Raw genomic sequence first — 25,230 nt, 5'->3', positions numbered from 1 at the left:
ATCAGTGAAATACAATAGGAAAATCCTCCATGTAGGCCGTAGTAAACTCAGCTTTTTTAGAGAGGATTTAACGCAAATATACATAAAATTTGTTCAATTTTGTAACTCAGCATTGAAACTATGGCTCGTCTGATAGGCTTGATTTTATGGGTAACCCTGTTCTCTTGCGATAATGACCTGGGGACGCGTAACCCGTATTTGCAGGAAATTGGTTTTCGCTTCCCTATGAACCTGAACTTGCCCCTGTACAGCCCGTTGACCAACTTTGGCAATCCTGTTTTCGTCGATAACCCGGGTATTGGCACCCGAGGTTTTTTTGTCATACAAGCGACCATCGGTCAATATCGCGCTTTTGAGGCTAGTTGCCCCAACCATGCTCCCAATGACTGTTCAACGCTGCTACTGAAAGGCCTGACCGCTACCTGTTCCTGCGAAAACTATGAATATAGCCTGTTTACGGGCCAGTTGATCAATCGGCCCGACGACGGGAATCGCTATTACGATATGCTTGAATATCGGGCGACCCAAAGTGGGAATGTGGTTGTAGTATCCAATTAGAACTAATCGATTAGGCCCAATATTTTATCCATTACCCAGCTGGTGTGCAGTGCTGTTTTTGCTGTCGATGGATGGGGGGTCTTCCCCAACAAATCATCCCTTAAACTTTGGACATGAAACTGCTGTACATGCTTCGGATGTTCTATAAAGAGTTTTTGTTCACCCTTTGCGTTCTTCAAACAAATCTCATTCTCATCGAACAGCGAAAAGCTGATCTTGCCTTCGCTGCCGAAAATCTCTACAAGATCGATGTGTTCGTCACAGCCGAAATTCCAAGCGGCATTCCCCGTCACGCCAGTATTGTGAGACCACGCGGCAGTGATCGAATCTTTAGCGGAATACAATCCCTGTTGGTTTTTCGCTACGCCAGATACCTCTTGAAAATCCCCCAGATAATAAGCGAACAGGTCAAGGCCGTGACTGGCCAAATCATCAAAATAACCCCCGGGCGCGACCTTGGCGTCGGTACGCCAGTTGTATTCCCCGCTCTGGTCAATTTCACTAGGCGGTTTGGCCAAAAACCAACGGATATGCCGTACCTCTCCAATTACTTTGGTATCGAGCCATTCCTTGACCCTTAGAAAACGGGGTAATGTGCGCCGGTAATAGGCAACGAAAAGAGGCAGGTTTTGGTCTTTAAAGGCCTTCTGTATTTCCAGACTTTCGGCATAGCTGGGGGCCATGGGCTTTTCGATACAGCAAGGTTTTCCCGCTGCGGCTACTTTTAACGCATATTCGGCATGGCTATCCGGCGGAGTAGCGATATAGACGGCATCGACCTCATCGTCATTTATAAGGGCATCGGCATCGGAATAGAACTTGGGTACGCCATGGCGTCTGGCGTAATCCTCGGCTTTGGCGGCATTTCGGCGCATGACCGCTACAAGCTCAAAACCGTCTGTATTCTGATAGGGAGGACCACTTTTTACTTCCGTAACGTCACCGCAGCCAATAATACCCCAGCGGATTTTTGGTTTCTTACTCATATTCTAGATTTACACATGTTTACTGTTTTGCTGATCTTTCGCAAAAATTCCAACCCATATATTCTAATTATAAGAAATTGGAAATGAACAAAAATAGCGATTCGGGATGGCTATTTGGAGGTGAATCTTTCAAGATAGTATCCTGCCATTTAAAAACAGAATAGTTTAAATGGCAGGAATATAGCTTACAATAATCAAAACCGCAACGTAGCTCCCAATAAAAAGTTGGTCCCCGCCTGTGGAAAATAGCCCTGCACCTCCACCGAATTATTCGGATCGGAAAAATTATCCAAATAGGTATAGCCGTTCGATACGTATTGTATATTGAAGATATTGTTGACCAAAGCGGATAGAACAATGGATTTTAGTACTTTTCTGGGAACGATTTCATAGCTCACATTAAAATCGTTCGTGAAATAACTCGCTAATTTGGAGGCTTCCGTATCGGTATTGCTCAAGTATTGTTCCCCGACATATTTTGACAAAAGAGATAATCCCAGGTTTTTAAAAGGCGTATAGGCAATTGCATTTCCCGCCACGATATTGGGTGAAAAAGCAATATTTGTATCTCCCAAATTTTGTGTAGCCCCATTACGTACAAGGATAAAATCTTCAATTTTGTTGGTGCTAACCGCTACATTGGGGCGAACGGCGAATTTTTCTGAAATACGGATATTGGCATCCAATTCGAGCCCCGCCCGATAACTTTTGTCGACGTTGGCCCGTAAATAATCGCCCGTATCGTCAATATCACCGGTCAATACCAATTGATCTTTATAGTGCATGTAATAGGTATTTAAGTTCAATTGAAAATTCTGGGAAACGTATCGCCAACCCAGTTCATAATCGTTCAATTTTTCGGGTTTCGGAGTGCCATTTTTATAATCATCGCGATTGGGTTCGCGATGGGCTACGGCATAGCTGAAATAAAAATTGTTGTTCGCATTCAAATCATAGACCAGCCCCGCTTTCGGATTAAAGAAATTAAAAGTGTCATCGACGGGACCGGTCTCTTCACCATTGGCACTATAACCGACCGTCCTGTATTGCAGGTCACCAAATAGGCTCAGTTTATCGGTCAAATCATAATTGGCCTTGGTGTACATATTAAAGTCGGACTTTTTGGAACTGTCATCATAATACCGATCTCGTATCTCACTATTGGAGGCGAAACGGGCCCAAATTATCTCTCCGAAATGGTCCCCTTCATAGTTGTTATACCCCCCCCCAATGATAAGATCAAGCTTGTTTTTAGCATAGTTGGCAGAGAAAACGGCGCCATAAAAATCGTTGTCGAGCCAACGACGACGGATCAGATCGGTGGTATTGACCTCCAAATTTGTAATAGTTAAGGGTTCAAGTCCGTAATCTTGAAAATCTTCATCCTCTTTATACTGCTCGAAATAGCCTCTGCCGTGAGTAAAGTGAAAGGCAATATTGGTGCTCCATTGATCTGAAATTTTTTCATTCCAAAGTAGCTGGGCGTGGTCTTGTTTGTAGTTGTCGATTTCATTATCATAGAACCGGGTGTTTCCATCTTCATCCGTGTATTTACCGGATGGATTGAAAGCGCGATCGACTTTCAAGGTTTCGGCGTCTATACCGTTCCAAGACTGATACGTGATTTCCTTCCCTCCAAAAATCAAGGCCTTTATAAGTGTATTGTCATCCTTGTAGGCCGCCTGCAAAAAGTAGGATTCCAAATCGGAAGATGCCCTATCGATATATCCATCCGAAGAAATTCTAGATAACCTTCCGGAGACTTCCATATGGTCGTTCAGCAATCCCGTACTGAACTTGATGTTGTTACGAAGGGTCTTGAAACTCCCGATAGAAGAAGAAATCTGTCCGTATGCCTCTCCGGAAACCGCATCTGTCAAAAGGTTCAGGCTAGCACCGAAAGCGCCTGCCCCATTGGTAGAAGTGCCTACACCACGCTGCAACTGCAGGCTTTCGGTAGAGGAAGCAAAATCGGGCATATTCACCCAGAAAGTACCGTGAGATTCAGAGTCATTATAGGGTATGCCGTTTATGGTCACGTTTACTCTAGTGGCATCGCTGCCCCGCACCCGAATACCGGTATATCCGACCCCGGCCCCGGCATCGGAAGTGGTTACGACCCCGGGTAAAAAGTTGAGGAGCACCGGAATATCCTGCCCCAAATTACGCGGCGCGATATCCTCCTTTTTCACATTGGAGAAAGTCACCGGCGATGCTTTGGTGACCCGTAATGCCTGTACGAATACTTCGTCGAGCACTACTTTTGTTCCCTCTAAGGAATCGATTTGTTGATTTTGGGCCGATATGCCCATGGTCAGCCCTAGCAGGGCCAAAGTAATGAATATAGTCTTCATCCGTAAAAAAGAATTTACGAATAAAAGGGGCTATTATTCTAAGTTACAACTGATTTTTTGCCCATCTAAGGACGTAGAATTTCCAAGCAGCATGCTACACATGCCATCCCTTGGCGGCATTACCCGCCCAGGTTCATTGGGTATAATCTCAGCTTCATCGGGAACGTGATTCAGGACCTGCCTGAAAGCGTTCGGAATTTAGCACCCCTTTGAGATAGTGCAAAGATAGGGTTGCCCTATTGGAATTCACAACTAAAAGATGCAAAATTATTCTCGTGGTCTATTCCTTAAAACAATTAACGCTTCCTTATAAACCCTATCTGCTTTATATCCGTATTTTTATCAAGGTCTACATTAGCTGAATATATGGTAAGTGCATCCAACGAATCCAAAAATAAATTTACCCTTAAAATTGTAGCCAGCTATTTGATATTGGCCTTTTTGGCGACCGCGGTAGGCTACTTTGTATATACGGAAATAAAAACCTACATCTCTACAGAAACCTCGGACAGTAATGATGTAAAATTATTGCGCACCAGCACGTTGGTAACCAATCTCTACGAGGCCGAAAGCCTTTCCAAACTGGCGCTGCAAGGCGATGCCAATACTAATTTTGACGCCTATGCCCTTCGGATCGATTCGATACAGCTCGAAATCGACACGTTGAAACAGCTGATGCAAGGCAGCGAACAAAAAGGTCTTTTGGATAGTTTACAGCAACTTTTGGGGCAAAAGGTCGCGAACAACAATGAGTTAAAGCGCCTGAAATTAAAAAGCGTCTCGAACAATTCGTTGGACAAAGCCTTAAAAGAATTTGAAAAAATCGACGAGTCCTATGGTAAATTTTCTGCTGAAAACCTCTTTCCGAATTTCCACAAAGAATCGCCAAAGGTGCAAAAATTACAACGGGAGTATGCAGCGCTCATTAACAAAAATGCGCCAATAAATGCCGATGGTACGGCCAATACCGCCTATATCGATTCCATTCTGAGTGCATCGAAGGCCATGTTGCGAAAAGCCAAACTCCAAGATTCGAAATCAAAATATTCGTTGACCCGTAAAGAGCTGGAAGTAAACCGTAACGACCGAGAGCTTTCCCGACAGCTTCAGAACATTATTTCGGCATTCGAACAAGAGATTATGACCAGTAGTTACGAGAGTAACATGAAAAAACAGGCCGCCCTCAAGAGCACGACCCGTATTGCCGGGCTTGCCGCCTTGATCGGTTTCATTATCGTCGGTATATTTTCTTTCTTGATTACCCGGGATTATTGGAAGGTTCAAACCTATCGCGTAAAGTTGGAGAAGGAGAAAAAATTCTCGGAATCGTTATTAAAAAGCAGGGAACAGCTTATATCGACCGTCAGCCATGATTTGCGTACCCCGTTGAACACCATCAGCGGGTATTCAGAACTTTTAGAGAGCACCGAGCTGACCAAAAAACAGAAAGGATACATCAAAAATGTAAAATCAGCTTCCGAATATGTAGGCAATCTGGTGAATGATTTATTGGACTTCTCAAAACTGGAGGCGGGAAAGCTGAACATCGAAAAAGTACCCTTCATAGCGGCCAATTTGATTCAGGAAACCGCCGAGAACCTTCAAGCACTTCACGCAAACAAAAAACTAAAATTAATACTCGATATCTCCCCCGACCTTGAAAAAACTGTTTTGGGCGATCCTTTCAGGATACGTCAGGTATTGACCAATCTCATAGGAAACGCCTTTAAATTCACCGAAGAAGGCCACATTAAAATCACGGCCACGGCGGATAGCGGAAAAGGGAAGAGGCTGAACGCCAAAATCGAGGTTACGGATACCGGTATCGGTATTGCCAAAGAAAAACAATATCTCATCTTCAAGGAATTCACCCAGGCCGATAGCAGTACCGAAAAAAAATTCGGCGGCCATGGACTAGGGCTCACCATATCTAAAAAACTGGCCGAATTGCTCCAGGGTTCCTTAGCGCTACAAAGCAAATTGGGAGAGGGCAGTACGTTTATTTTTCAACTACCGCTAGAGATTACCAAAGCGGTACAGAAAACGGATAAAGAAATGCCCTATATGGCGCCAAAATTGCGTATGCTTATCATCGACGATGATACCTCGCTGCTGCATATGTTGCGCGAACTGGCCGAGAGTATGGGAATTACAGCCCACACCTTTACCAATTTTCTTTCTATTGAAGAAGATTCGCACTTGGCCTACGATATTGTACTCACCGATATTCAAATGCCCCAAGTAACAGGTTTCGAAGTCCTAAAACGCCTACGTTCCGGCAAGTATGCACACTACACCGACCAGCCCATTATCGCCATGACCGGCCGAAAAGATTTGGGACCTGAATCCTATACCAGCATTGGCTTTAACCAGGTGCTACAAAAACCCTTCACTAAAGGTGAACTGGTCGCCACCTTAAAATTATTGGGCGTCGCTACCGCTAAAGCACCGAAAAAGGAAGAAGCTGTCGTGGAATTGCAAGAAACTCCCACATTGTATAGCCTTGATATAATCCACTCTTTTTTAGGAAATAACGAAGATGCGATTCATGACGTGCTTCACACCTTTGTAAACGACACGCGAACCAATATGCAACTTTTGGATGAGACCGTTGCATCAAACGACTACGACCAAGTTAACCATGTGGCCCACAGGATGCTACCTATGTTTCGCCAATTGAAGGTAAAGGATGCTGTTTCCATTTTGGAAAAAATGGAGCTTGCGAATGCTGAAAATATGAATAGTGAGACGCTCTCGCAAAAGTTACAACAGCTTGAAACAAATGTGAAGGCACTTGTTGCCGAATTGGAAGAGCGCTCCGTGTTCAATTGAACTACACCCGACTAAAGGTCCAATTTATAGTGGTTTATCTTATTGTACAGGGTCTTTCTTGTTACTTGCAGCAATTTGGCCGCTTTTGATTTGTTGAAGTTGGTCTTTTTCAGGGCTTTAATTATCCGATCCTTTTCAAATTCGGATTTGGAAAAACCGTCGGCCACCGATTCCTTTTCCTTTGATTGCAATACCTCTTTTGGCAAAGCCTCTATGTGCACCTCATCTCCCGTAGTCAATAGCACGGCCCTTTTAATAACATTTTGCAGTTCCCGTAAATTTCCAGGCCAATGGTATTGCTGAAATGCCTCCCACACTTCGGCCGAGAAACCGTCCACATTTTTATCGAGCGCGGTATTCGCCTTTCGCAAAAAGTTCTCTGCGAAAAGTATTAAATCTTCGAACCGTTCTTCCAAAGAAGGTATTTGAATCGAAAATTCGTTCAGCCGATGGTATAGATCCTCGCGGAAAGTACCTTGTTCTACGGCCTCGGTCAAGTCTTCGTTCGTAGCGGTGATGATCCGCACATCTACCCTAATTTCCTTGGTACTGCCCACCCTTTTGATCTTGCGTTCTTGCAGCGCACGAAGCAATTGTATCTGATTTTCATAGGATAGGTTTCCCACTTCATCCAAAAATAGGGTGCCCTTATCGGCCGCCTCAAAGTTGCCCATCTTATCTTCGACGGCACCTGTAAAACTTCCTTTGATATGCCCGAAAAACTCGCTTGTCGCCAATTCTTTGGGAATAGCGCCACAGTCGACCGCAATGAAGTTAAAGCCCTTTCGTTTACTACCATCATGAATAGCCTTGGCGGTAACCTCTTTTCCAGTGCCACTATCGCCCGTAATCAAGACGGACATATCGGTCGGCGCGACCAAATTTATATATTCCAAGAGTTTCACCGATGCATCGCTTATCCCTTTAACGACATTTGCATCGGATACGTTTTCAATCGAAACCTTATTTTTAGGAAAATTGTTCTGATTTTCCTCCGAAATGGGATTTGCATTTGTCACCCTCAAATCGGAGTCCCTGGGTATCTGGGCTTTTAGTGCATTGTCAAGTACCATGACAATCTCATCGGGGGTAAACGGTTTTGAAATGTAATCGAAGGCGCCCTTTTTCATGGCGTTAACGGCCGAACCTACTTCGGCATAACCGGTCATCACTATAACTTGGGTCTTGGGGTTCACGCTCTTGATATCGCCCAATAGCTGTATACCATCGTAATCGGGCAGTCGTAAGTCGGTTAGAATAAGATCGAAATTAGTTGCCTCGAACTTTTCCTTGGCGTCTGGAGCCGTAAAACTAGTCTCCACATCGTAGCCGCGTTTGGTCAAAAACTTTTGGAGCATTTGGCAGAAAGCGGCATCATCTTCAATAATCAAAAGGTTTGGCATATTGCGTTCTTGGTCGATAACTATCTACGTAAAAATACCACAAGAAAGCCGTTTCTCATGTAAATTTATCTTAAAAAGCCCGTTTATTCGATAGCCATCCTGTTTGCTAGTTAACGGGTTACAGTTCTTCCAGTAAAGCAAGATAAATAGTTCTCGTATTGCTGTATGCAAAACTTATATGGACCAAAAAAGAAAGGGATCGTATAAATACGATCCCTTTCTGACCAAACCAACTTGATACAAAACAAATAACTTAAGTTATTTACATTTCTATCCAGTTACCATTTTCGTCAGCATATAAAGTTCCTGCTGTCCCATCTTCTAACGAAACTTCCAATTTGTATTGATTAGCATCGTTAACATAAGCCTTATCGATAGAGGCAGTAGGATAATTTTTAGAAACTGCTGATGTTACGGATTCTGGTAATTCTTCGGCATTTACTTCTGCAAAATCACCTTGTGCAGCTTCGGTTGCTTCGGCAGCATCGTTTGCGGACTCTTCAACGGCTTCAGTAGCTTCAGTTGCGGTTTCTTCAACGGCTTCAGTAGCTTCAGTCGCAGTTTCTTCAACGGCTGTACCAGCGTCTTGAACGGCATTTTCTTCTTGTGCAAATGCAGTCATTGTTCCTAAGGATAATACTGCGGCAATCATTAAATTTTTCATGGTTCTAGTTTTAATTTGTTTAACTGAATTTACTACTGAAAAAATGATACCAAATAAAAATAAAATTTTAGTGTACTGATAGTCAGTGTCTTAAAAAGTACTGTCGGATTTTATACTGTGTAATACTGTATACTTATCCCTGGAAAGCGTGTAAAATGTATACGCTAAATAAAGAACTTGTCTCAAATAACTTCTGAGATAAATCCTAGGAACGCTTCTCCAATGACCAGTGCTACCATTTTGATGCTGCTATAGACCTATCAAATCGTATGACTCAAATCGTATGACTTATCACCGACCAGTAAAAGTTTTTTGAATTGGATAAGATTACCCTCATTCCAACAAGCCCTCATTCTCAGAACAAGATAATCCTCAAGAAAGTGAGCACCCGATCAAGAACCACCTCAACCAAGAACCACCTCAACTTTGTCGAAGTTGATTCGATACCATGAAAAAAAGCCCTGACTACCTTTCGGCAATCGGGGCTTTTTATACCAAGTTATCTAACTTGGTGAGAAAAGATAGGTTCTGGAATTACATGTCAATCATGTTGCCTTCGGCATCCATGTACAATTCAGCAGATTCACCATCTTCTTTATTTACTTCCAACTTATACTGAGACTCTCCGTTCATAGAAGCTTTGTCAACAGTAGCACCTGGGTGAGCTGCTTCTAAAGCAGTAGTAATAGCTTCAGGAATTTCTTCTGTAGCGACTTCGTTGAAACCATCTTGTGCGGCATCAGCAGTTTCTTCTACAGCTTCAGTAGCTTCAGTAGCATTCTCTTCAACGGCTTCTGTAGCGTCGGTAGCAGTTTGATCAACAGCTTCGGTAGCCTCAGTTGCAGTTTCTTCAACAGCATTTTCTTCTTGTGCGAAAGCAGTCATTGTTCCTAGAGCAAATACTGCAGCAATCATTAAATTTTTCATCTTGTTTGTGTTTAAATTAAAAATTCTATTTATTTGTTTTGAGTATCAGTTGTTTTGATATTCTCTTAGTATAAAGGAAAAATAGTGCCAATCGTGAATTAACACTAGATATCGAACTAAGATACTGTTAATCAAATACTTATTAATATTCAAATTAATAGAGGCATGTGTATCAGTGTGTAAAAACCGAAAAAAGTGTGTAAGATTTACACACTTTTTTCGGTTGAGCAGCCTTTTTATGTAGTACGCCCCAAATTATTGGACTTGATGTGCAGGTTTCAAGAGATCGTTCACGGTTTTAACGGGACTAAAGGTCTGCAAGGGCACCTCTACAAAAATGGTATTCCAGTAGGCCATCGCACCGTTCCAGAGTCCGGGAAGCTCTAGGGCCTTTAGCTCCCTGCCGTCTTTTGTCTTTCCGGTAATGAAACCTTGTTTTGTATCTACAAAATTCATCAGGTCGTACTTTTCGCCTTTATAATTTTTAATACCGCAGACCAGATCAACGGGATTAAAATGTGTTGCATTTTTAAGGATATCGGCCTGATCTGCATTATCCATATCTATTTGGGCCGATTCGATGATCTGTAACGATACGTTGCCCTTTTGGTCTTTAATCCAAAAAGGCCCCCCTCCGGGTTCGCCTTCATTCTTTACCATACCACAAATACGGATGGGCCTGTTTACTTTATCCTTCAAGATATCGATTTGCTGTCCGATATTGAAACTGGCAAATTTATTGGAGAGGCGTCCGTTGAGTTCATTTTCCAAAAAACTTTTAATTTCGTCCAGTTGCCCCGCCGTCAAATTTCCGTCCATCAATAGTCTAGCATATTCAAAAGCCTTTGCTTGCACTTTAAGTAATACACCGGCCAATACTTTTTTGCTATCTACAACATCCCCGGCAAACCTCGGTACGGTTACGTTGTCAATATTTTTTATAAAGACAATATCGGCATCTTGATCGTTCAGGTTCTCGATAAGTGCTCCGTGGCCCCCTGGCCTGAACAAAATACTGCCATCGTCTGTGCGAAAGGGTTCGTTGTCCATAGCTACCGCGATAGTATCGGTCGATGGTTTTTGATACGAATAGCTGACGTCGAACGAAGTCTGGCTCTCTGAAGAAACCCTATCCTTACAATTCGAAAATTCTTGGTTGAACATATCACCGTGCTGTTCTGAAATGGTGAAATGCAGTTTTGCGGTATCGTCAGTTTTGGCATAGACTGAAGCCTCCTTTAAATGTTCTTCAAAAGGTGTGGCGGTATGGTCGCCATAATTGTGGAAAGGCAAAAGTCCCTTTGGATAGAATCCGTAGTTCAGGGCATCCTCCGACATCATTTCCTTTACGAACAGATATACTTCCTCGTCTTTGGAGGATGCCTTTCCGGAAATGCGATTTTGAACCATTTTGTAAAAGGGAAAATCGGTTAGTCCTTCGCAAAACGTTTGTATTTCGGTATCGCCGGTCCGTTCTACATAATCGTCCAAACTTTCTTCGGACGGATCGTAGGCATCCAAAAAATTGAACAATGCCTTGAACATACGCGAGGCAGCCCCCGATGCCGGGACGAACTTCAGCAATTCCATTGTATTTTGGGCCTTGTCGAACCGTTCTATCAAACGTTTTTCTTCTTCGGCATCAAATTTCAAGATGCCCTCGCCAACCGTAACGGCCTTTTCAAGTTGTACAAAGGGAATGCCTTCTTTAAAAGTCTCGATCTGCTCGTTTACCTTTCTTTCGGAAATTCCTTTTTTGGATAGTAGTTCTAAATCGTTTTTTGTCAGTGTCATAATTTAGGTATCAGTTTATCGATTTCAAAAATCGCGGTCGCCAACCTTGTTTTTTTATCGCCTCTCAATATAACAAAATTTCGGTCATGTTTTTCCAAGGTTTTCTTGAAATAGGCAAACATCTTTTCCCGTTCATTGGGTTTATCCCTTAAATCGTCACCTTCCCAAGGCATGTCAATGTACGTCAATAGGTAAAGGTCATACGTATTTTGAAGCGCATACTTTTCCAGTAAGGGGTCGCAATGGCCTACGTAATAGGCTTCGGAATATACTTTGGTTTCGAGCAAATCGGTATCGCAGATGAGAATTCGCGTTGCTTTTTCGGTCAATTCGTTTTCCAACCGCATCTGACCTAAGGCAATGGGCAACAAATCTTGGGGTTCACAGGTCTTGCGCTCGTCGTTCCATTTTTTCTGGAGGTATTCCCTGGCATATTCGGGCACCCAAACCGTGTTATAGTGGCGGGCGAGCTGTTCCGAAAGGGTGGTCTTTCCTGTGGATTCCGGACCAAAAAGCACTATCTTAATAATGTTTGAGGACTTTTGTTTAAGCTTTTCTTCCATGCAATATATCCGTAGACGGCAACAATAGTGAACAAAAAGTATTGCAGCGAAGTAAATATAAGTCCTTTATACCAATATAAGGGAACGGATATAATATCGCCGATAATCCAATACACCCAATTCTCCAGTTTCTTTTTGGCCATCAGCCACATGCCTACAAAAAAGAGGGCCGTAGTCAAGGTATCGACATAGGCCGTCCAGCTATTGAACTTTTCGAAAAATAGGTATATTGCGCAGACAAAGACAACAGTGCTTATAAATAGGATTAGGGATTGTTTGTTTTCTTTGGATGTAGTTTCCGTAATGGGGATAAAATGAGTGTCATCGACCTTACGTGTCCACACATACCAGCCGTAGATGCTCATAGCAAAATAATAGGCATTGATAAGCATGTCGCCCAACAGCCCGAATACCAAAAGGATGTATACAAAGATGGCCGTACTGATAATACCGGTCGGAAAAACTAGGATGTTCTCCTGTTTGGAATACCAGACGCTCAAAAAGCCGAAGACCACCGCAATGATTTCCAATACCACTAAATGGGTAGGCATACCTTCGTACTGCGCAAATATCCAATCAAAAATGGGGCTCATATGCGCTGCGGTCCGATTTTACGATTTTTAGATAGAGCAAGCCCTTTTCCATTAATTCAAAAGCCGTTTTGATTTCTGTGTTCAGTACCTGCATCACCGAATCGTACTCGCCATAGACTTGGGTACTCAATGGGTTTTCCAAAACCGTGAGACCCGAGGTGCGAAGCTTTTTGATAAAACCTATGATATGTTCTTCGAAATCGTCTTGTAAAGGAGAGAAGGTCAGTTCTACGGAAATATTCATTTTTTGGGGGTTTGGGATTTAGCAAAAACTCATCATTCTGAACTCTGAACGGCATAGACACAAGTAAAGCCTTCGAACTCAAAAAATTCGATCTCGTAGAAAGACTCCTTTCCTTTATATAGTATACCTGCGGTGGTGCGGTCATCCTCAAAAGAAAAATCCTTTACATCAATATGGTGTATAAAACTGAGTCCGGGTTCGGCGTAAATTTTATACAGGGCTTCCTTGGCGCCCCAAACGATGGTCAGTTTTCGGATTAGGGCATCCCTATTCGCAATGGTACTGTATTCTTCGATGGGCGTAAATTTATGGGCAATACGGAGAATCTTTTCCCGCTGCATCTCGATGTCGATACCGACTTCCTCTTTCGAACTGACAATTATCCCTGTGAAATGGTTCGAGTGGGTAATGGAAATTTTATTCCCATCCTTTAAATGTGGTTTCCCAACCTCGTCATAATAGAGGTCTTTATCGACATAGCCGGCTTCGGCCATCAAATGTCGGATGCTCAAAAACGCCCTACGGTGCAATTCCGATTTCATCCCGTCCATCCGGTTTTGGCAATGCGGTGTCAAGGCAATTTCTTCTGAAAGTTCGGCCTCGGATTCCGTCACCTGCCATAGATAGGCCTTGATCGAAGGGTTTACCGTTAATGTATTGTAAAGAGGCATGAGATTATATGCGATTTTCTTAACTTTGGCGACTTCCGGATTGTTTCAAAACAGTCCTTTTATATGGATAGTAACGAAAGTAAAAAATAAAAAGAAGATGGAAACCAAAACTGTTGCATTTGTACCTTATAAAGTAAAGGATATCGCCTTGGCGGACTGGGGGAGAAAGGAAATCGAATTGGCCGAGGCCGAAATGCCGGGCTTGATGTCCCTTCGCGAAGAGTATGGAAACGAGCAACCCTTGAAGGGCGCGCGAATTGCCGGATGCCTTCACATGACGATCCAAACTGCCGTACTTATCGAAACTTTGGTCGCACTTGGTGCTGATGTAACCTGGAGCTCGTGCAACATCTTTTCTACACAAGACCACGCCGCTGCCGCCATTGCCGCAGCGGGTATTCCTGTTTATGCCTGGAAGGGTATGAACGAGAAGGAATTCAACTGGTGTATCGAGCAGACCTTGTTCTTTGGGAAAGAACGCGAACCCTTAAATATGATTTTGGATGACGGTGGGGATCTTACCAATATGGTCTTGGATGATTACCCCGAACTGGCAGAAGCCATTAAAGGACTTTCCGAAGAAACCACTACGGGCGTACACCGTCTATACGAACGCGTAAAAAAAGGAACCTTACCGATGCCGGCCATCAATGTGAACGATTCCGTCACCAAATCGAAGTTCGATAATAAATACGGATGTCGCGAAAGTGCCGTTGATGCCATCCGTCGTGCGACCGATACCATGCTCGCCGGAAAAAAAGTAGTGGTTTGTGGCTACGGCGATGTCGGAAAAGGTACCGCAGCTTCCTTTAAAGGCGCCGGTGCCATCATAACCGTTACCGAAATCGATCCCATCTGTGCCCTGCAGGCCTGTATGGACGGATTTGAAGTGAAAAAATTGGAAAACGTTGTCGGTAAGGCTGATATCGTGATTACAACTACAGGAAACAAGGATATCATCCGCCCAGAACATTTCAAGGCGATGAAAGACAAGGTCATCGTTTGTAATATCGGTCACTTCGACAACGAGATCGATATGGCTTGGTTGAACGGAAACTATGGCGATACTAAAGATGAAATTAAACCTCAGGTAGACAAGTACACCATCGACGGAAAAGACATTATCGTACTCGCCGAAGGCCGTTTGGTCAATTTGGGCTGTGCTACCGGCCACCCGAGTTTTGTAATGAGCAACTCGTTTACGAACCAGACCTTGGCGCAAATGGAACTTTGGAAGAACAGCGACAAATACAACAACGAAGTCTACATGTTGCCCAAGCATTTGGACGAAAAAGTAGCGGAATTGCACTTATCACGTCTAGATGCGGAACTGACCGAATTGAAGCCCGATCAGGCGGAGTATATAGGTGTAGAGGTTAAGGGACCTTTCAAGCCCGAGTATTATAGGTATTAGAGACTAGAAAAAAGCGCATTTTTTTTACCATTGCTACCACTGTTGTCCGGAACTTTGCCCAGTCGAACATGGAGAGGTACCGGGCTATGGTGGTGCTGTCGATGAATTTGACACCAAGGCATCCAGCGCGGTAAAAGGCCGATGATTTTGTGGATGAGCAGCTTTTTCATGTTTTGTATGACAGTAAAGTCTTTTATTTAAATATGGGGAGTATTGTAAAGCTTGCGTCAAAACTCTAGGATGCTTAAACTGATTTTTAGTTAAACCTCCCGCCTCATCAACTGCGCTCCAAAACTCCGTAACACTTCCTTTTTATCGTTAGCAATATGTAGCTCCTCCAAAACATCAAATGCTTTTTCGGTATATTCGGCAATGGCCGTTAGGGTATTTTGCGCCGCGCCGCTTTCCAAAAATATCCCCTTGATGGTCTCTATTTTTGCCGATGGGTCTTTAGGCCGTATGGAATACATGTCGAGTAGCTCTTTTCGCTGTATCGTAGTTCCCTTTTTTAAGACGTTCAGGTATAAAACGGTCTTTTTATTCTCGATGATATCGCCCCCCACTTGCTTTCCAAAGGTTTTAGGGTCACCGAAGGCATCGAGATAATCGTCCTGCAATTGAAAAGCGATGCCCAGATGCAGCCCGAAATCATAGATTTTGTTCTGATCCTGAATGGAAGCACCTGCAATGATACCTCCCATTTTTAAGGCCGCCGCAACCAAGACCGCTGTCTTGTATTCTATCATCTTCAGGTATTCGGGTAAGATGACATCGTCTCGATTCTCAAAATCGATATCGTATTGCTGGCCTTCACAGACCTGTAGGGCCGTAGTGCTGAACAATTGGGCCAGGTTACGGAACTTTTTCGGTTCATAATTTTCAAAGAGTTGGTACGCGGTGATCAACATGGCATCCCCAGATAAAATTCCCGTATTCACATCCCACTTTTCATGTACCGTAGTTTTGCCTCTTCGAAGGGGTGCGGCATCCATAATATCGTCATGAATCAATGAAAAATTGTGGAAGACTTCGATGGCAAGGGCCGCATTCAGGGCCTGTTTATGATTCGCATCGAAAATCTCAGTAGCCATCAATGTGAGTACGGGCCTCAAGCGCTTACCGCCAAGGCCCAAAATATAGGCTATGGGCTCGTATAGGTTACGGGGTTCCCTGGCCTGAGTGTTTTCTTCCAAATAGGAAATAAAAGCGGTGCGGTAGAAGTCGATGGAATGCATTCAGCGTCTGTTTGGAAATTTTATTCAAAAATACATCCTATTTGTAAGACAGCGTTCTCGTTTTCCATTTCCTGATACATGAAATGCGATACTTTTTGCGAAGAAGAAGGGGAAACGGCCTATAAATCCGATGCGGCAAGAGCGCACAATGAAAAACGATATCCTCAATACATATACAATGTTAAAAAATTGTAAAACTTTGGAAACTTATTTAGTTTTTAAAGTTTCCTTACTTATCTTTGCGCTCGATTTATGAAAGAAAAGATTTTAGATAAGGCAACAGAACTGTTTTTGGACCTCGGGTTCAAAAGCGTAACTATGGACGATTTAGCCCATGAAATGGGCATTTCAAAAAAGACCATATACTCATACTTTAAAAACAAGACCAAATTGGTTGAGGAGACGACTTCAAAACTTGTTTGTACGATTTCAACGGGCATTGGGCAAATTCGGGAATTGCATAAAAATCCGATTGAGGAGCTTTACGAAATCAAGAAATTCGTGATGTTAAATCTTAAAAATGAAAAATCATCGCCCCAGCACCAATTACAGAAATACTATCCTAAAATATATGATAAGATGCATTCTGGACAGTTCGAATTAATGGAGGAATGTATCGAAGAAAACCTGCAAAGAGGAATTGATCAAGGCATCTATCGCGAGAACATCCAAATCGATTTTATTTCGCGTATTTACTTTTCCGGGGTCACCAGTATTAAGAACCAAAAATTATTTCCCATGCACAAATTTCCAGTTGCCACCCTAATGGCCGAATATCTGGAATATCACCTTCGCGGCATCGTCACCCCGAAAGGAAGAAAAATTTTAAATACCATTATCAACTCAAACTACCAATAAATGCGAACCTATTTTTTGACTTTTTTCTCCTTGTTCATTTTGACCGTAGCATTTTCGCAAGATACCTTGCAAACCTATAGTTTCACTTTGGAAGAGGCCATTGCCTTTGCGCTCGAAAACAATTACAGTGCCATCAATGCGGATCGCGACCTTATTGACGCCCGAAAGCAAAAATGGGAAGTCATCGCCACGGGCTTGCCACAGATTACCGGCGATGTCAGCTATCAGAATCAATTGAAGCAGCCGGTATCCTTAATTCCCGCAGAATTTGGCGGAGGCGAACCGGGCACCTTCATTCCTATAGTCTTTGGGCAGGCCCATCAAGCAACCGCTACGGCGACCTTACGTCAAAAGCTGTTCGACGGCACGTACATCGTGGGCGTACAGGCCACAAAGGCTTTTTTGAGCTATAGTGCCAATAATAAGGAAAAGACCCAGCTCGACATCCGCAAGGCGGTGACCGAAGCCTACGGAAACGTTCTTTTGGCTCGGGAAAGTGTATCCATCTTTGAAAAAAACCTCGAAACACTTGAAAAAAATCTTTACGAGACCCAAAAGATTTACGAAAACGGCCTTGGTGACGAAGAAAGCGTAGATCAACTTCAAATTACCAAATCATCCATAGAAAACCAATTAAAAAATGCCATTCGTTTACAAGATATTACGCTTCAAATGCTCAACCTGAACATGGGGATAGCTATCGACGCGCCTACTAAGTTGGAAGAGGATCTCGATGCCCTTGCCCAAAAACAGATTGACCTCGGCCTCATGGAAACCGAGTTCAATTTAGAAAACAATGTCGACTACAAGCTGGCACTGAATCTGAACGAACAACGTTTCTACGAATGGAAACAGGCCAAAAGCAGGGCCTTGCCGACCTTGAACGCATTTGTTAATTACGGTAGTTCAGCCTACGCCGATACCTTTAACTTTTTCAATAGCGATCAAAAGTGGTTCGATTCATCGGTATTGGGTTTTGACCTGAGCATCCCTATTTTTAGTTCTTTGGGTAGAAGCGCAACTACCTCACGGGCCAAAATTGCCCTCGAAAAGGCGAAAACGCAGCTTACCGAAGCCGAAGAACAGATACGCTTGCAGCTGGATCAGTCGAAAAGCGAATATATTCTGGCGATCGAGCAATATGAAACGGCCAAGCAAAACCTTACGCTGGCCGAACGGATAGAAAAAAAGAACCAGATCAAATATTTCGAGGGCCTCGCCACGAGCTTTGACCTTCGACAGGCCCAGACCCAATTGTACGACGCCCAGCAAGGTTATTTGCAGTCGATGGTAGAGGTCATTAACAAGAAAACCGGTTTAGAGGTTATTTTGAATGAAGAATAGTTTATGAGTTTATAGGTCTGCCTAACGGCAGATGGTTTATGAGTTTATAAAACATGTAACTAAAAGGATTAAAACTAAAATCGTGAAATTATTCTCTTTTGAAAAATTGATTGTTTGGCAAAAAGCTAGACAACTATCCGTATTAATATATAAAATGACCAAACATTTTCCCGACGATGAAAGATTTGGTTTGATAAGTCAAATGAGACGTTGTTCGGTTTCGACTTCATCGAATATTGCTGAAAGCACAGGAAGGCATTCCCCAAAAGACAGGGCAAGATTTACCGAAATTGCTTTTGGCTCTTCAATGGAACTATTAAACCAAAGTATTCTAAGCAATGACCTAGAATTTTTGTCTGACGAAAACTATTTTCAAATCAGAAAAGACATTACCGAAATAACGGCGATGTTGGATGGTTTGTACAAATCTCAAATTAATTCATAGTTTATAAACTAATAAACCCATAAACTTTTTTCAGCATGAAAAAAATAGTATACCTAATAACCGCAACCATCGCCCTCTCCGCATGTGGCGCTAAAGAGCAATCGGTCGATGATCTGATTGCAGCAGGAAATTTAGAAACGCTCCGCACTAAAAAATCGGAGGTTTCAGACCAACAAAAACAGATCGAGGCCAATATACGAAAGCTGGATTCGGCCATTGCTTTGAAATCAGGGGAGGAAAAACTGCCCTTGGTGAATACGATTACCGCAGAATTTCAAAAGTTCGATCACTTTCTGGAGCTACAAGGCGATGTAAAGACCAAGCAGAACGTTTTGGTATATCCCGAAATGGCCGGAACGCTACAGCGGGTATATGTTAAAGAGGGCGATCGGGTAAGAAAAGGCCAAACCTTGGCCACTATAGATGATGGTGGCATGAGCAGCCAACTGGCGCAATTGAAAACGCAGGCCGAACTGGCAAAGACCACCTACGAGCGTAGAAAACGGCTGTGGGATCAGAAAATCGGATCGGAAATCGAATTTCTCTCCGCAAAAAGTAATTTTGAGGCGGCAAAGAATTCCGTAGATCAAGCGTCAAGCCAATTAGGGAAATCGACCATCAGGGCACCGTTTTCGGGAATTATCGACGATGTTATCAAAGATCAGGGTACCGTAGTATCGCCAGGTGTCGGCTCAGAAGTCTTTCGTATCGTCAATCTATCCGATATGTATATCTCCGTCGATGTACCCGAAGCCTATTTGGGCGATGTGGCCAAAGGCAAGGAGGCCATGGTCTATTTTCCGGTATTGCGGGATAGCATAACGACCCAAATTCGGGAAACCGGTAATTTTATCAAACCGTCGAACCGATCCTTTAGTGCAGAGATTCCCGTTCCGAACAAGAACGGAAAGATAAAACCCAACCTGAGTGCCAAGGTTAGCCTGAACGACTATACCAGCGAAGAAGCCATTCTCATTCCATCGAGCATCATTTCCGAAAATGCGGAGGGCGAACAATATGTGTATCTGGCGGATGAACCGAATGCGGACAATGAGGCCGTGGCCAAAAGAGCCATCATTACCACAGGAAAGACCCAAGGTGGCCAAATAGAAGTCTTGACCGGCATCCAGAACGGAAGCCACGTCATCAAAGAAGGAGCCAGAACCGTAAAGGACGGGCAAAAGGTAAAAATCAAGAGTTGAATTTTTAAGTTTATTAGTCTGCCCAAAGGCAGACGGTTTATGAGTTTATAATGAATCGCTAGAAAACTAACTAAATACCATATCATGAAAATCTTTTCACTTGAAACTGAACCTCTGGCAGAAAGTCGGAAAACGTTCACTTCTATCTTAAGCGTTAACGAAAACATTTCTCCCAAATAAACCCATAAACTCATAAACTGCCTGCTTGCAGGCTTATAAACTTTTTTAAAAATGAGCAAAGTAAAAAAGAACGCCGATAAGGAATTCGGTCTATCGTCCTGGGCCATAGACAACCCCTCGGTCATCTATGTAATGATCGGTATTTTTCTTTGGTTGGGCTTCTCGGCCTATAATGCCATGCCACGCGAGGATTTTCCCGAAATCGTCGAAACCAAGATCTATATCAGTGTACCTTACCCCGGTAACACGGCCGAGGATATCGAAAAACTGATTACCGACCCCTTGGAAGATCGCTTCAAAAACTTGAGCAACGTTGTAGAGACCGTTTCTACCTCCCAAGAGGACTATGCCATCATCACCGTGGAGTTCGATGAGGAAATCACCGTAGAAAAAGCCAAACAGGATGTCAAGGACGAAGTCGACAGCGAAAAAGCAAGTGAAGATTGGCCCCTTTTTAACGGCGCCAAGGTTGAACCCAACGTTTTCGATCTGAACTTTTCGGAGGAGGTACCTATCATGAACATCAATTTTACGGGCGATTATCCCGTAGACGCATTAAAGGAATATGCGGAATACCTGCAGGATAAAGTAGAAGACCTGCCCGAAATCAAGCAGGCCGACATTCGCGGGGCACAGGAAAAAGAGGTCGAAGTTGCGGTGGATATCTATAAAATGATGGCCGCCAAGGTCAGTTTTCAAGATGTGCTGAGCGCCATCGGTAACGGCAACATGACCATGTCGGCCGGCAACCTAAAAACCAGCGGACAGCGTCGAACCATTCGTATTCTCGGAGAAATTGAAAATCCACAGCAACTGAACAATTTCGTGGTCAAGGCGGAAGACGGAGCGGTCTATTTAAAAGATATTGCCGATGTCTCTTTCAAGGAAGAAGACAAGACCACCTACGCCCGTGAATTCGGCGAAAACGTGGTCATGCTCGACGTGAAGAAGCGGGCAGGTCGAAATGCCATATCCGCGGCCGATCAAATCAAGGAAATTATTAAAAAAGAGCAAACGGACTATTTTCCGTCCGATTTGCATATTTCCATTGCCAACGACTCCTCGACGCGAACCCTGAACCAAGTGGATGACCTGGTGAATAATATCATTTTTGGAATCATTTTGGTCGTTACGGTGCTTATGTTCTTTTTAGGGTTTCGAAATGCCCTTTTCGTGGGCTTCGCCATACCCATGTCTATGTTCATGTCGTTCATGATTCTATCTTTGTTAGGCTATACGTTGAACACGATGATCCTCTTCGGCATGATCATGGGGCTAGGCATGTTGGTCGATAACGGTATCGTGGTGGTAGAAAACGTATATCGCCTTATGGACGAGGGAATGCCGCGCGTCGAGGCCGCCAAAAAGGGAATCGGCGAAATCGCTTTGCCCATCATCATTTCAACGGCTACCACGGTCGCGGCTTTCGTTCCGCTCGGACTTTGGCCGGGTATTTTCGGGCAGTTCATGAAATTCTTTCCCATCACGCTTTCCGTGGTATTGGGCTCATCGCTTGTGGTGGCCATCTTTATGAACTCCATGCTCGTCTCCCAGTTTATGAGCACCTCCGAAAAAGAACTCACGGTAAAACAACTGATCCGAATGAGCGTAATCCTCGGATCAATCGGTCTTTTAATCCTGATTTTCGGGGGCACTTTCCGAGGTCTGGGTTCTGTTATTATCCTGACCGCCATCATGTTCTGGGTCTACAAATATGCCATTAAGGGAGCTGCTGAACGTTTTCAGAAAAAGACCATGTCCCGTTTCGAGAATTGGTACGAACGCCGATTGAAGCATGCCCTGCGCGGGGGCAATGTGTATTGGTATTTTAGTATCACCCTTTTCCTGTTGATAGGTGTTTTTTGGCTCTTTGGAATGTCCATCGAAAGTCAACGCACCAAAATCGAGTTTTTTCCCGATAACAAGCCTAACGAGATCTATGTGTATATCGAATATCCGGAAGGCACATCCATAGAGAAGACCAACGACATCACAGAGGATATCGAAAAACGGGTCTACGCTGTTTTAGACGACCCGGAATATAAACAGGACGGTGAAAACTTTATGGTGGCCTCTGCGGTATCCGTTGTGGGCGAAGGTGCCGGAAACCCCTTGACCGATGGCGGTTCATCGGCGGAAATGCCGAATAGGGGCAAAATGACCGTAAACTTCAGCGAGTACAAATACCGACAGGGTATCAATACCGAAAACATCCGGGCCAAAGTACAAGAAGACCTGGACGGTATTTATCCCGGTCTGGCCATTTCAGTAGAAAAGGATGCGAACGGCCCACCAGCGGGTTATCCCATCAACATAGAACTGGAAGGTAAGGACTACGACGAACTCATCAATACGGCCGAGGACATCCGCAATTTTGTGAACACCAAGAATATTGCAGGTATTGAAGAAATTAAAATCGACGTAAATAAAAGTAAGCCCTCTATGCAGGTAATCGTAGATCGTGAGAAAGCCGGTGAACTCGGTGTGGCCGTTGGGCAAGTCGGCAACCAACTTCGGAGATCGATCTTTGGGGAAAAAGCAGGGGTTTATAAAGAGGATGGGGATGATTTCGATATCAATATCCGTTTCAACGAAGACCTTCGTTACAATAAAAGTGCCCTATTCAACCAAAATATCATTTTCAGGGATCAAGCTAGCGGACAAATCAAGGAAATTCCGATTTCCGCCGTGGCCGAGGAGAAGAACACCTCGGGCTTCAGCGCCATCAAGCACCGGGACGGCAAACGGGTAGTGACTGTCTATTCCGGCCTCAAGCCAGGCTTTACCGATGCCGGGGCCATCGTATCGGAAATACAGAAAGAAATGGAAGAGTTCAAGGGACTTCCCAGCGATATCAAAATCGACTACACCGGCCAATTGGAAGAGCAGAACAAACAGCAAATGTTCTTGATCGGCGCTTTTTTCTCAGGATTGGGACTTATCTGCCTCATTTTAATATTCCAATTTGGGGGTATTTCAAAACCGTTAATCATTATGATCGCGATTTTTTTGAGCTTTATAGGTGTTTTTGGCGGCCTAATGATTACAGGATGGTCTTTTGTCATCATGATGACCATGATGGGCATTATTTCACTAGCGGGTATCGTAGTAAACAACGGGGTGGTATTACTCGATTATATACAGATTTTGATCGATCGTCAAAAACTAAAACTGGGCATGGAAGATATGTCCGAACTTTTAACGTTAGAAGAGGCTAAAGAAGCCATAATCGTCGGCGGAAAAGCCAGGCTTCGTCCTGTTATTCTTACGGCAATTACCACCGTTTTGGGATTGATTCCCTTGGCGATCGGTCTTAACATCGATTTCTTTTCGCTGTTTTCCGAGTTCGACCCCAAGATTTACATGGGGGGCGACAACGTGGTGTTCTGGGGGCCTTTGGCTTGGACGGTCATCTTTGGATTGCTAGTGGCGACGTTCTTGACGTTGATTATTGTGCCCGTGCTGTTCAACATTACCTATCGGATGAAGATTTGGATGCGACGGCAAGGCGGCAAAAAAGAGAAGAAAGCGGCGAAAAAATCTAAGGAATTGGAGACTGCGGCATAAATGAATCCGGAAAAGGTCATAAACAACCCCGATAAGCGATTATCGGGGTTATGTGTATCTACACTTATTGATTTTCATTTAATGGAATCGGAAACATGGGCCAAACATCATCATCTGGCCTGTCGATAGGAAGTTCATCCAATCTTTCGTACCTTCTCATATCTATCCAACGATGCCCTTCTGCATAGAGTGAATACCTTCTTTGTTTCAACATCTCATCAATTAAAGAAGCGCTATCCGAAGGCCCCGTATAAGACGGTAAATCGGCACTTTCGCGTATCACATTGAGCGCGGAAATAGCCTCTGCCGGGTTGACCGTAATGTTTGCTTCGGCATATAATAAAATCAATTCTTCATTGCGTATCATAGGAATGGGATCCGTATCGGTTTCATATCTAAAAACCGCATAGGCACCGGTCAACCCGTCTTGCGTCAAAGGTTCACTACGCTGGGCGACCTTACTCAATCTGTTATCACCGGTCTCGGCATCCGATAAAAAGCTCGCTTGCATAATCCTGGCTCCAGCGGCCGTGGCTTCAACGGGGAAAAACATCGGGTTTAAAATATCCGTCTGATCCTGTGAAAAATTATAGTACACCCCGGAGTTCAAGTTCGTTGGGTCCAAGTCCAAAAATGAATTTTCCAAAAAGGACAGTGCGGCTGGAGCATCTGCCTGATAGATGGCCACCCTGGCAGCAATAGCTTGGTTAGCCCCTAAAAATGACGAAGGGGTGTCAAAACCATCGAACCCGGAAGGCAGAAAAAAGGGGAAAGCGTCCCCGCCATTCCCAAGGTCCGCGGCTGCATCTTCCAACATGGCGCGGATACCACTTAAAGCCTCCGTTTTTGAGACAAACGGACCCAGATTATCTTCATCGGCCACATCTAGCCGAATTCCATTTTCATCGGTCAGGTTTAAATTTAACAAAAGGTCATGGGCAATGAATGTTTTGAGAAAACCTTTGGTAGCATTTAATTCTTGATCTGAAAACTGGTCGGACACATCCTGCCCCTCGAAAAAACCCAATATAAGGTTGGCGTTTTTCACCGTTCTATAGCGTGCCGCCCAAGGATTGGTGATATAAAATGTATTATTGTCCAAAATGTTGGTACCCCCACCTAAGAGGTCACCGGTCAACCGGGGGTCGGAAGCAGAAAATCGATAAAACTCCCTTCCGATTACGCCAACATCATCAAAATAACCCCCTAAATTCACTCTGGAACTATACAGGACACCCCCAACAAGATCAGGCAGGTCTCCTCTTGTGATTTTTTCTTGAAAGGCCTCCACTTCCGGACCGTTCAAATCGGAAAACTCTTCTACTTCACAGGATAGAAGACCCAGCATGATGAGGGTACAGCCTAAAATTTTATCAAGATATATTTTCATGGTTCT

General features: G+C 43.8%; 20 protein-coding genes. 8 read left to right on the top strand and 12 right to left on the bottom strand.

Features of this window, described 5'->3' with window-relative positions; all coding sequences use genetic code 11:
- Positions 1–120: 120 nt before the first annotated feature.
- Positions 121–558 carry a Rieske (2Fe-2S) protein gene (locus BLT07_RS03270; protein ID WP_175455241.1) on the top strand — a complete coding sequence of 146 codons (438 nt, stop codon included), beginning with the start codon at positions 121–123 and terminating at the stop codon, positions 556–558.
- 2 nt (positions 559–560) lie between these two features.
- On the opposite strand, the gene BLT07_RS03265 is transcribed toward BLT07_RS03270, so the two are convergent.
- Both BLT07_RS03265 and BLT07_RS03260 read right to left on the bottom strand, forming a co-directional pair.
- On the bottom strand, positions 561–1,544 hold the full coding sequence (locus BLT07_RS03265; RefSeq protein WP_091865779.1) for a Gfo/Idh/MocA family protein: 984 nt from the start codon (positions 1,542–1,544) through the stop codon (positions 561–563).
- Positions 1,545–1,738: 194 nt separating this feature from the next.
- Complete coding sequence (locus BLT07_RS03260) at positions 1,739–3,898, bottom strand: TonB-dependent receptor (protein WP_091865776.1); 2,160 nt, start codon at positions 3,896–3,898, stop codon at positions 1,739–1,741.
- A 366-nt stretch (positions 3,899–4,264) separates the two neighbouring features.
- On the opposite strand from BLT07_RS03260, the gene BLT07_RS03255 reads away from it, so the two are divergent.
- Positions 4,265–6,730, top strand: coding sequence for a hybrid sensor histidine kinase/response regulator (locus tag BLT07_RS03255; protein ID WP_091865774.1), 2,466 nt, complete (start codon positions 4,265–4,267; stop codon positions 6,728–6,730).
- A gap of 11 nt (positions 6,731–6,741) precedes the next feature.
- Here the strand turns inward: BLT07_RS03255 and BLT07_RS03250 are convergent, their stop codons facing one another.
- The 8 genes from BLT07_RS03250 to BLT07_RS03215 all read right to left on the bottom strand — a co-directional run bounded on the left by BLT07_RS03250 (position 6,742) and on the right by BLT07_RS03215 (position 13,589).
- On the bottom strand, positions 6,742–8,133 hold the full coding sequence (locus tag BLT07_RS03250; RefSeq protein ID WP_091865772.1) for a sigma-54-dependent transcriptional regulator: 1,392 nt from the start codon (positions 8,131–8,133) through the stop codon (positions 6,742–6,744).
- A gap of 262 nt (positions 8,134–8,395) precedes the next feature.
- Positions 8,396–8,797 (bottom strand): hypothetical protein, encoded by a 402-nt coding sequence (locus BLT07_RS21290; RefSeq protein WP_245726437.1) that lies wholly within the window; start codon positions 8,795–8,797, stop codon positions 8,396–8,398.
- Positions 8,798–9,331: 534 nt separating this feature from the next.
- Positions 9,332–9,724 carry a hypothetical protein gene (locus tag BLT07_RS03240; protein ID WP_091865770.1) on the bottom strand — a complete coding sequence of 131 codons (393 nt, stop codon included), beginning with the start codon at positions 9,722–9,724 and terminating at the stop codon, positions 9,332–9,334.
- A gap of 255 nt (positions 9,725–9,979) precedes the next feature.
- Positions 9,980–11,518: a DUF4301 family protein gene (locus tag BLT07_RS03235; protein WP_091865769.1), complete on the bottom strand. Its 1,539-nt coding sequence runs from the start codon at positions 11,516–11,518 to the stop codon at positions 9,980–9,982.
- Positions 11,515–12,081, bottom strand: coding sequence for an AAA family ATPase (locus BLT07_RS03230; protein ID WP_091865767.1), 567 nt, complete (start codon positions 12,079–12,081; stop codon positions 11,515–11,517). Before BLT07_RS03230 ends, BLT07_RS03235 begins: the two co-directional genes overlap by 4 nt.
- Positions 12,036–12,674, bottom strand: a complete 639-nt coding sequence (pnuC, locus tag BLT07_RS03225) for a nicotinamide riboside transporter PnuC (protein WP_091865765.1) — start codon at positions 12,672–12,674, stop codon at positions 12,036–12,038. Before pnuC ends, BLT07_RS03230 begins: the two co-directional genes overlap by 46 nt.
- Positions 12,658–12,918, bottom strand: coding sequence for a YkoF family thiamine-binding protein (locus BLT07_RS03220; protein WP_091865764.1), 261 nt, complete (start codon positions 12,916–12,918; stop codon positions 12,658–12,660). The genes pnuC and BLT07_RS03220 overlap by 17 nt, the downstream gene beginning before the upstream one ends.
- Positions 12,919–12,950: 32 nt before the next feature.
- A complete protein-coding gene (locus tag BLT07_RS03215) occupies positions 12,951–13,589 on the bottom strand; it encodes a 4'-phosphopantetheinyl transferase family protein (RefSeq protein WP_091865762.1) in 639 nt (212 codons plus the stop codon).
- Between the two features lie 97 nt (positions 13,590–13,686).
- On the opposite strand from BLT07_RS03215, the gene ahcY reads away from it, so the two are divergent.
- A complete protein-coding gene (gene ahcY / locus BLT07_RS03210) occupies positions 13,687–15,003 on the top strand; it encodes an adenosylhomocysteinase (protein WP_091866454.1) in 1,317 nt (438 codons plus the stop codon).
- A gap of 260 nt (positions 15,004–15,263) precedes the next feature.
- Here the strand turns inward: ahcY and BLT07_RS03205 are convergent, their stop codons facing one another.
- Positions 15,264–16,238 (bottom strand): polyprenyl synthetase family protein, encoded by a 975-nt coding sequence (locus BLT07_RS03205; RefSeq protein ID WP_091865760.1) that lies wholly within the window; start codon positions 16,236–16,238, stop codon positions 15,264–15,266.
- Positions 16,239–16,490: 252 nt separating this feature from the next.
- On the opposite strand from BLT07_RS03205, the gene BLT07_RS03200 reads away from it, so the two are divergent.
- The 5 genes from BLT07_RS03200 to BLT07_RS03180 all read left to right on the top strand — a co-directional run bounded on the left by BLT07_RS03200 (position 16,491) and on the right by BLT07_RS03180 (position 23,834).
- Positions 16,491–17,096, top strand: a complete 606-nt coding sequence (locus BLT07_RS03200; RefSeq protein ID WP_091865758.1) for a TetR/AcrR family transcriptional regulator — start codon at positions 16,491–16,493, stop codon at positions 17,094–17,096.
- The gene (locus tag BLT07_RS03195) at positions 17,097–18,440 is read left to right on the top strand and encodes a TolC family protein (protein ID WP_091865756.1); all 1,344 of its coding nucleotides are present in this window, start codon (positions 17,097–17,099) and stop codon (positions 18,438–18,440) included.
- An 82-nt stretch (positions 18,441–18,522) separates the two neighbouring features.
- Complete coding sequence (locus BLT07_RS03190; RefSeq protein ID WP_091866452.1) at positions 18,523–18,885, top strand: four helix bundle protein; 363 nt, start codon at positions 18,523–18,525, stop codon at positions 18,883–18,885.
- Positions 18,886–18,920: 35 nt separating this feature from the next.
- Positions 18,921–20,087 (top strand): efflux RND transporter periplasmic adaptor subunit, encoded by a 1,167-nt coding sequence (locus BLT07_RS03185; protein ID WP_091865754.1) that lies wholly within the window; start codon positions 18,921–18,923, stop codon positions 20,085–20,087.
- A gap of 231 nt (positions 20,088–20,318) precedes the next feature.
- Complete coding sequence (locus BLT07_RS03180; protein WP_091865752.1) at positions 20,319–23,834, top strand: efflux RND transporter permease subunit; 3,516 nt, start codon at positions 20,319–20,321, stop codon at positions 23,832–23,834.
- Between the two features lie 64 nt (positions 23,835–23,898).
- Here the strand turns inward: BLT07_RS03180 and BLT07_RS03175 are convergent, their stop codons facing one another.
- Positions 23,899–25,224, bottom strand: coding sequence for a RagB/SusD family nutrient uptake outer membrane protein (locus tag BLT07_RS03175; protein ID WP_091865750.1), 1,326 nt, complete (start codon positions 25,222–25,224; stop codon positions 23,899–23,901).
- Between the last annotated feature and the right edge of the window lie 6 nt (positions 25,225–25,230).

Source organism: Pricia antarctica, from assembly GCF_900101815.1.
Taxonomy (GTDB): Bacteria; Bacteroidota; Bacteroidia; order Flavobacteriales; family Flavobacteriaceae; genus Pricia; species Pricia antarctica.
This window is presented reverse-complemented; position numbering and strand designations above follow the sequence as displayed.

Coding starts and splice junctions, on each gene's coding strand:
- BLT07_RS03270 (WP_175455241.1), top strand. CDS start 121: ATGGCTCGTCTGATAGGCTTGATTTTATGGGTAACCCTGTTCTCTTGC.
- BLT07_RS03265 (WP_091865779.1), bottom strand. CDS start 1,544: ATGAGTAAGAAACCAAAAATCCGCTGGGGTATTATTGGCTGCGGTGAC.
- BLT07_RS03260 (WP_091865776.1), bottom strand. CDS start 3,898: ATGAAGACTATATTCATTACTTTGGCCCTGCTAGGGCTGACCATGGGC.
- BLT07_RS03255 (WP_091865774.1), top strand. CDS start 4,265: ATGGTAAGTGCATCCAACGAATCCAAAAATAAATTTACCCTTAAAATT.
- BLT07_RS03250 (WP_091865772.1), bottom strand. CDS start 8,133: ATGCCAAACCTTTTGATTATTGAAGATGATGCCGCTTTCTGCCAAATG.
- BLT07_RS21290 (WP_245726437.1), bottom strand. CDS start 8,797: ATGAAAAATTTAATGATTGCCGCAGTATTATCCTTAGGAACAATGACT.
- BLT07_RS03240 (WP_091865770.1), bottom strand. CDS start 9,724: ATGAAAAATTTAATGATTGCTGCAGTATTTGCTCTAGGAACAATGACT.
- BLT07_RS03235 (WP_091865769.1), bottom strand. CDS start 11,518: ATGACACTGACAAAAAACGATTTAGAACTACTATCCAAAAAAGGAATT.
- BLT07_RS03230 (WP_091865767.1), bottom strand. CDS start 12,081: ATGGAAGAAAAGCTTAAACAAAAGTCCTCAAACATTATTAAGATAGTG.
- pnuC (WP_091865765.1), bottom strand. CDS start 12,674: ATGAGCCCCATTTTTGATTGGATATTTGCGCAGTACGAAGGTATGCCT.
- BLT07_RS03220 (WP_091865764.1), bottom strand. CDS start 12,918: ATGAATATTTCCGTAGAACTGACCTTCTCTCCTTTACAAGACGATTTC.
- BLT07_RS03215 (WP_091865762.1), bottom strand. CDS start 13,589: ATGCCTCTTTACAATACATTAACGGTAAACCCTTCGATCAAGGCCTAT.
- ahcY (WP_091866454.1), top strand. CDS start 13,687: ATGGAAACCAAAACTGTTGCATTTGTACCTTATAAAGTAAAGGATATC.
- BLT07_RS03205 (WP_091865760.1), bottom strand. CDS start 16,238: ATGCATTCCATCGACTTCTACCGCACCGCTTTTATTTCCTATTTGGAA.
- BLT07_RS03200 (WP_091865758.1), top strand. CDS start 16,491: ATGAAAGAAAAGATTTTAGATAAGGCAACAGAACTGTTTTTGGACCTC.
- BLT07_RS03195 (WP_091865756.1), top strand. CDS start 17,097: ATGCGAACCTATTTTTTGACTTTTTTCTCCTTGTTCATTTTGACCGTA.
- BLT07_RS03185 (WP_091865754.1), top strand. CDS start 18,921: ATGAAAAAAATAGTATACCTAATAACCGCAACCATCGCCCTCTCCGCA.
- BLT07_RS03180 (WP_091865752.1), top strand. CDS start 20,319: ATGAGCAAAGTAAAAAAGAACGCCGATAAGGAATTCGGTCTATCGTCC.
- BLT07_RS03175 (WP_091865750.1), bottom strand. CDS start 25,224: ATGAAAATATATCTTGATAAAATTTTAGGCTGTACCCTCATCATGCTG.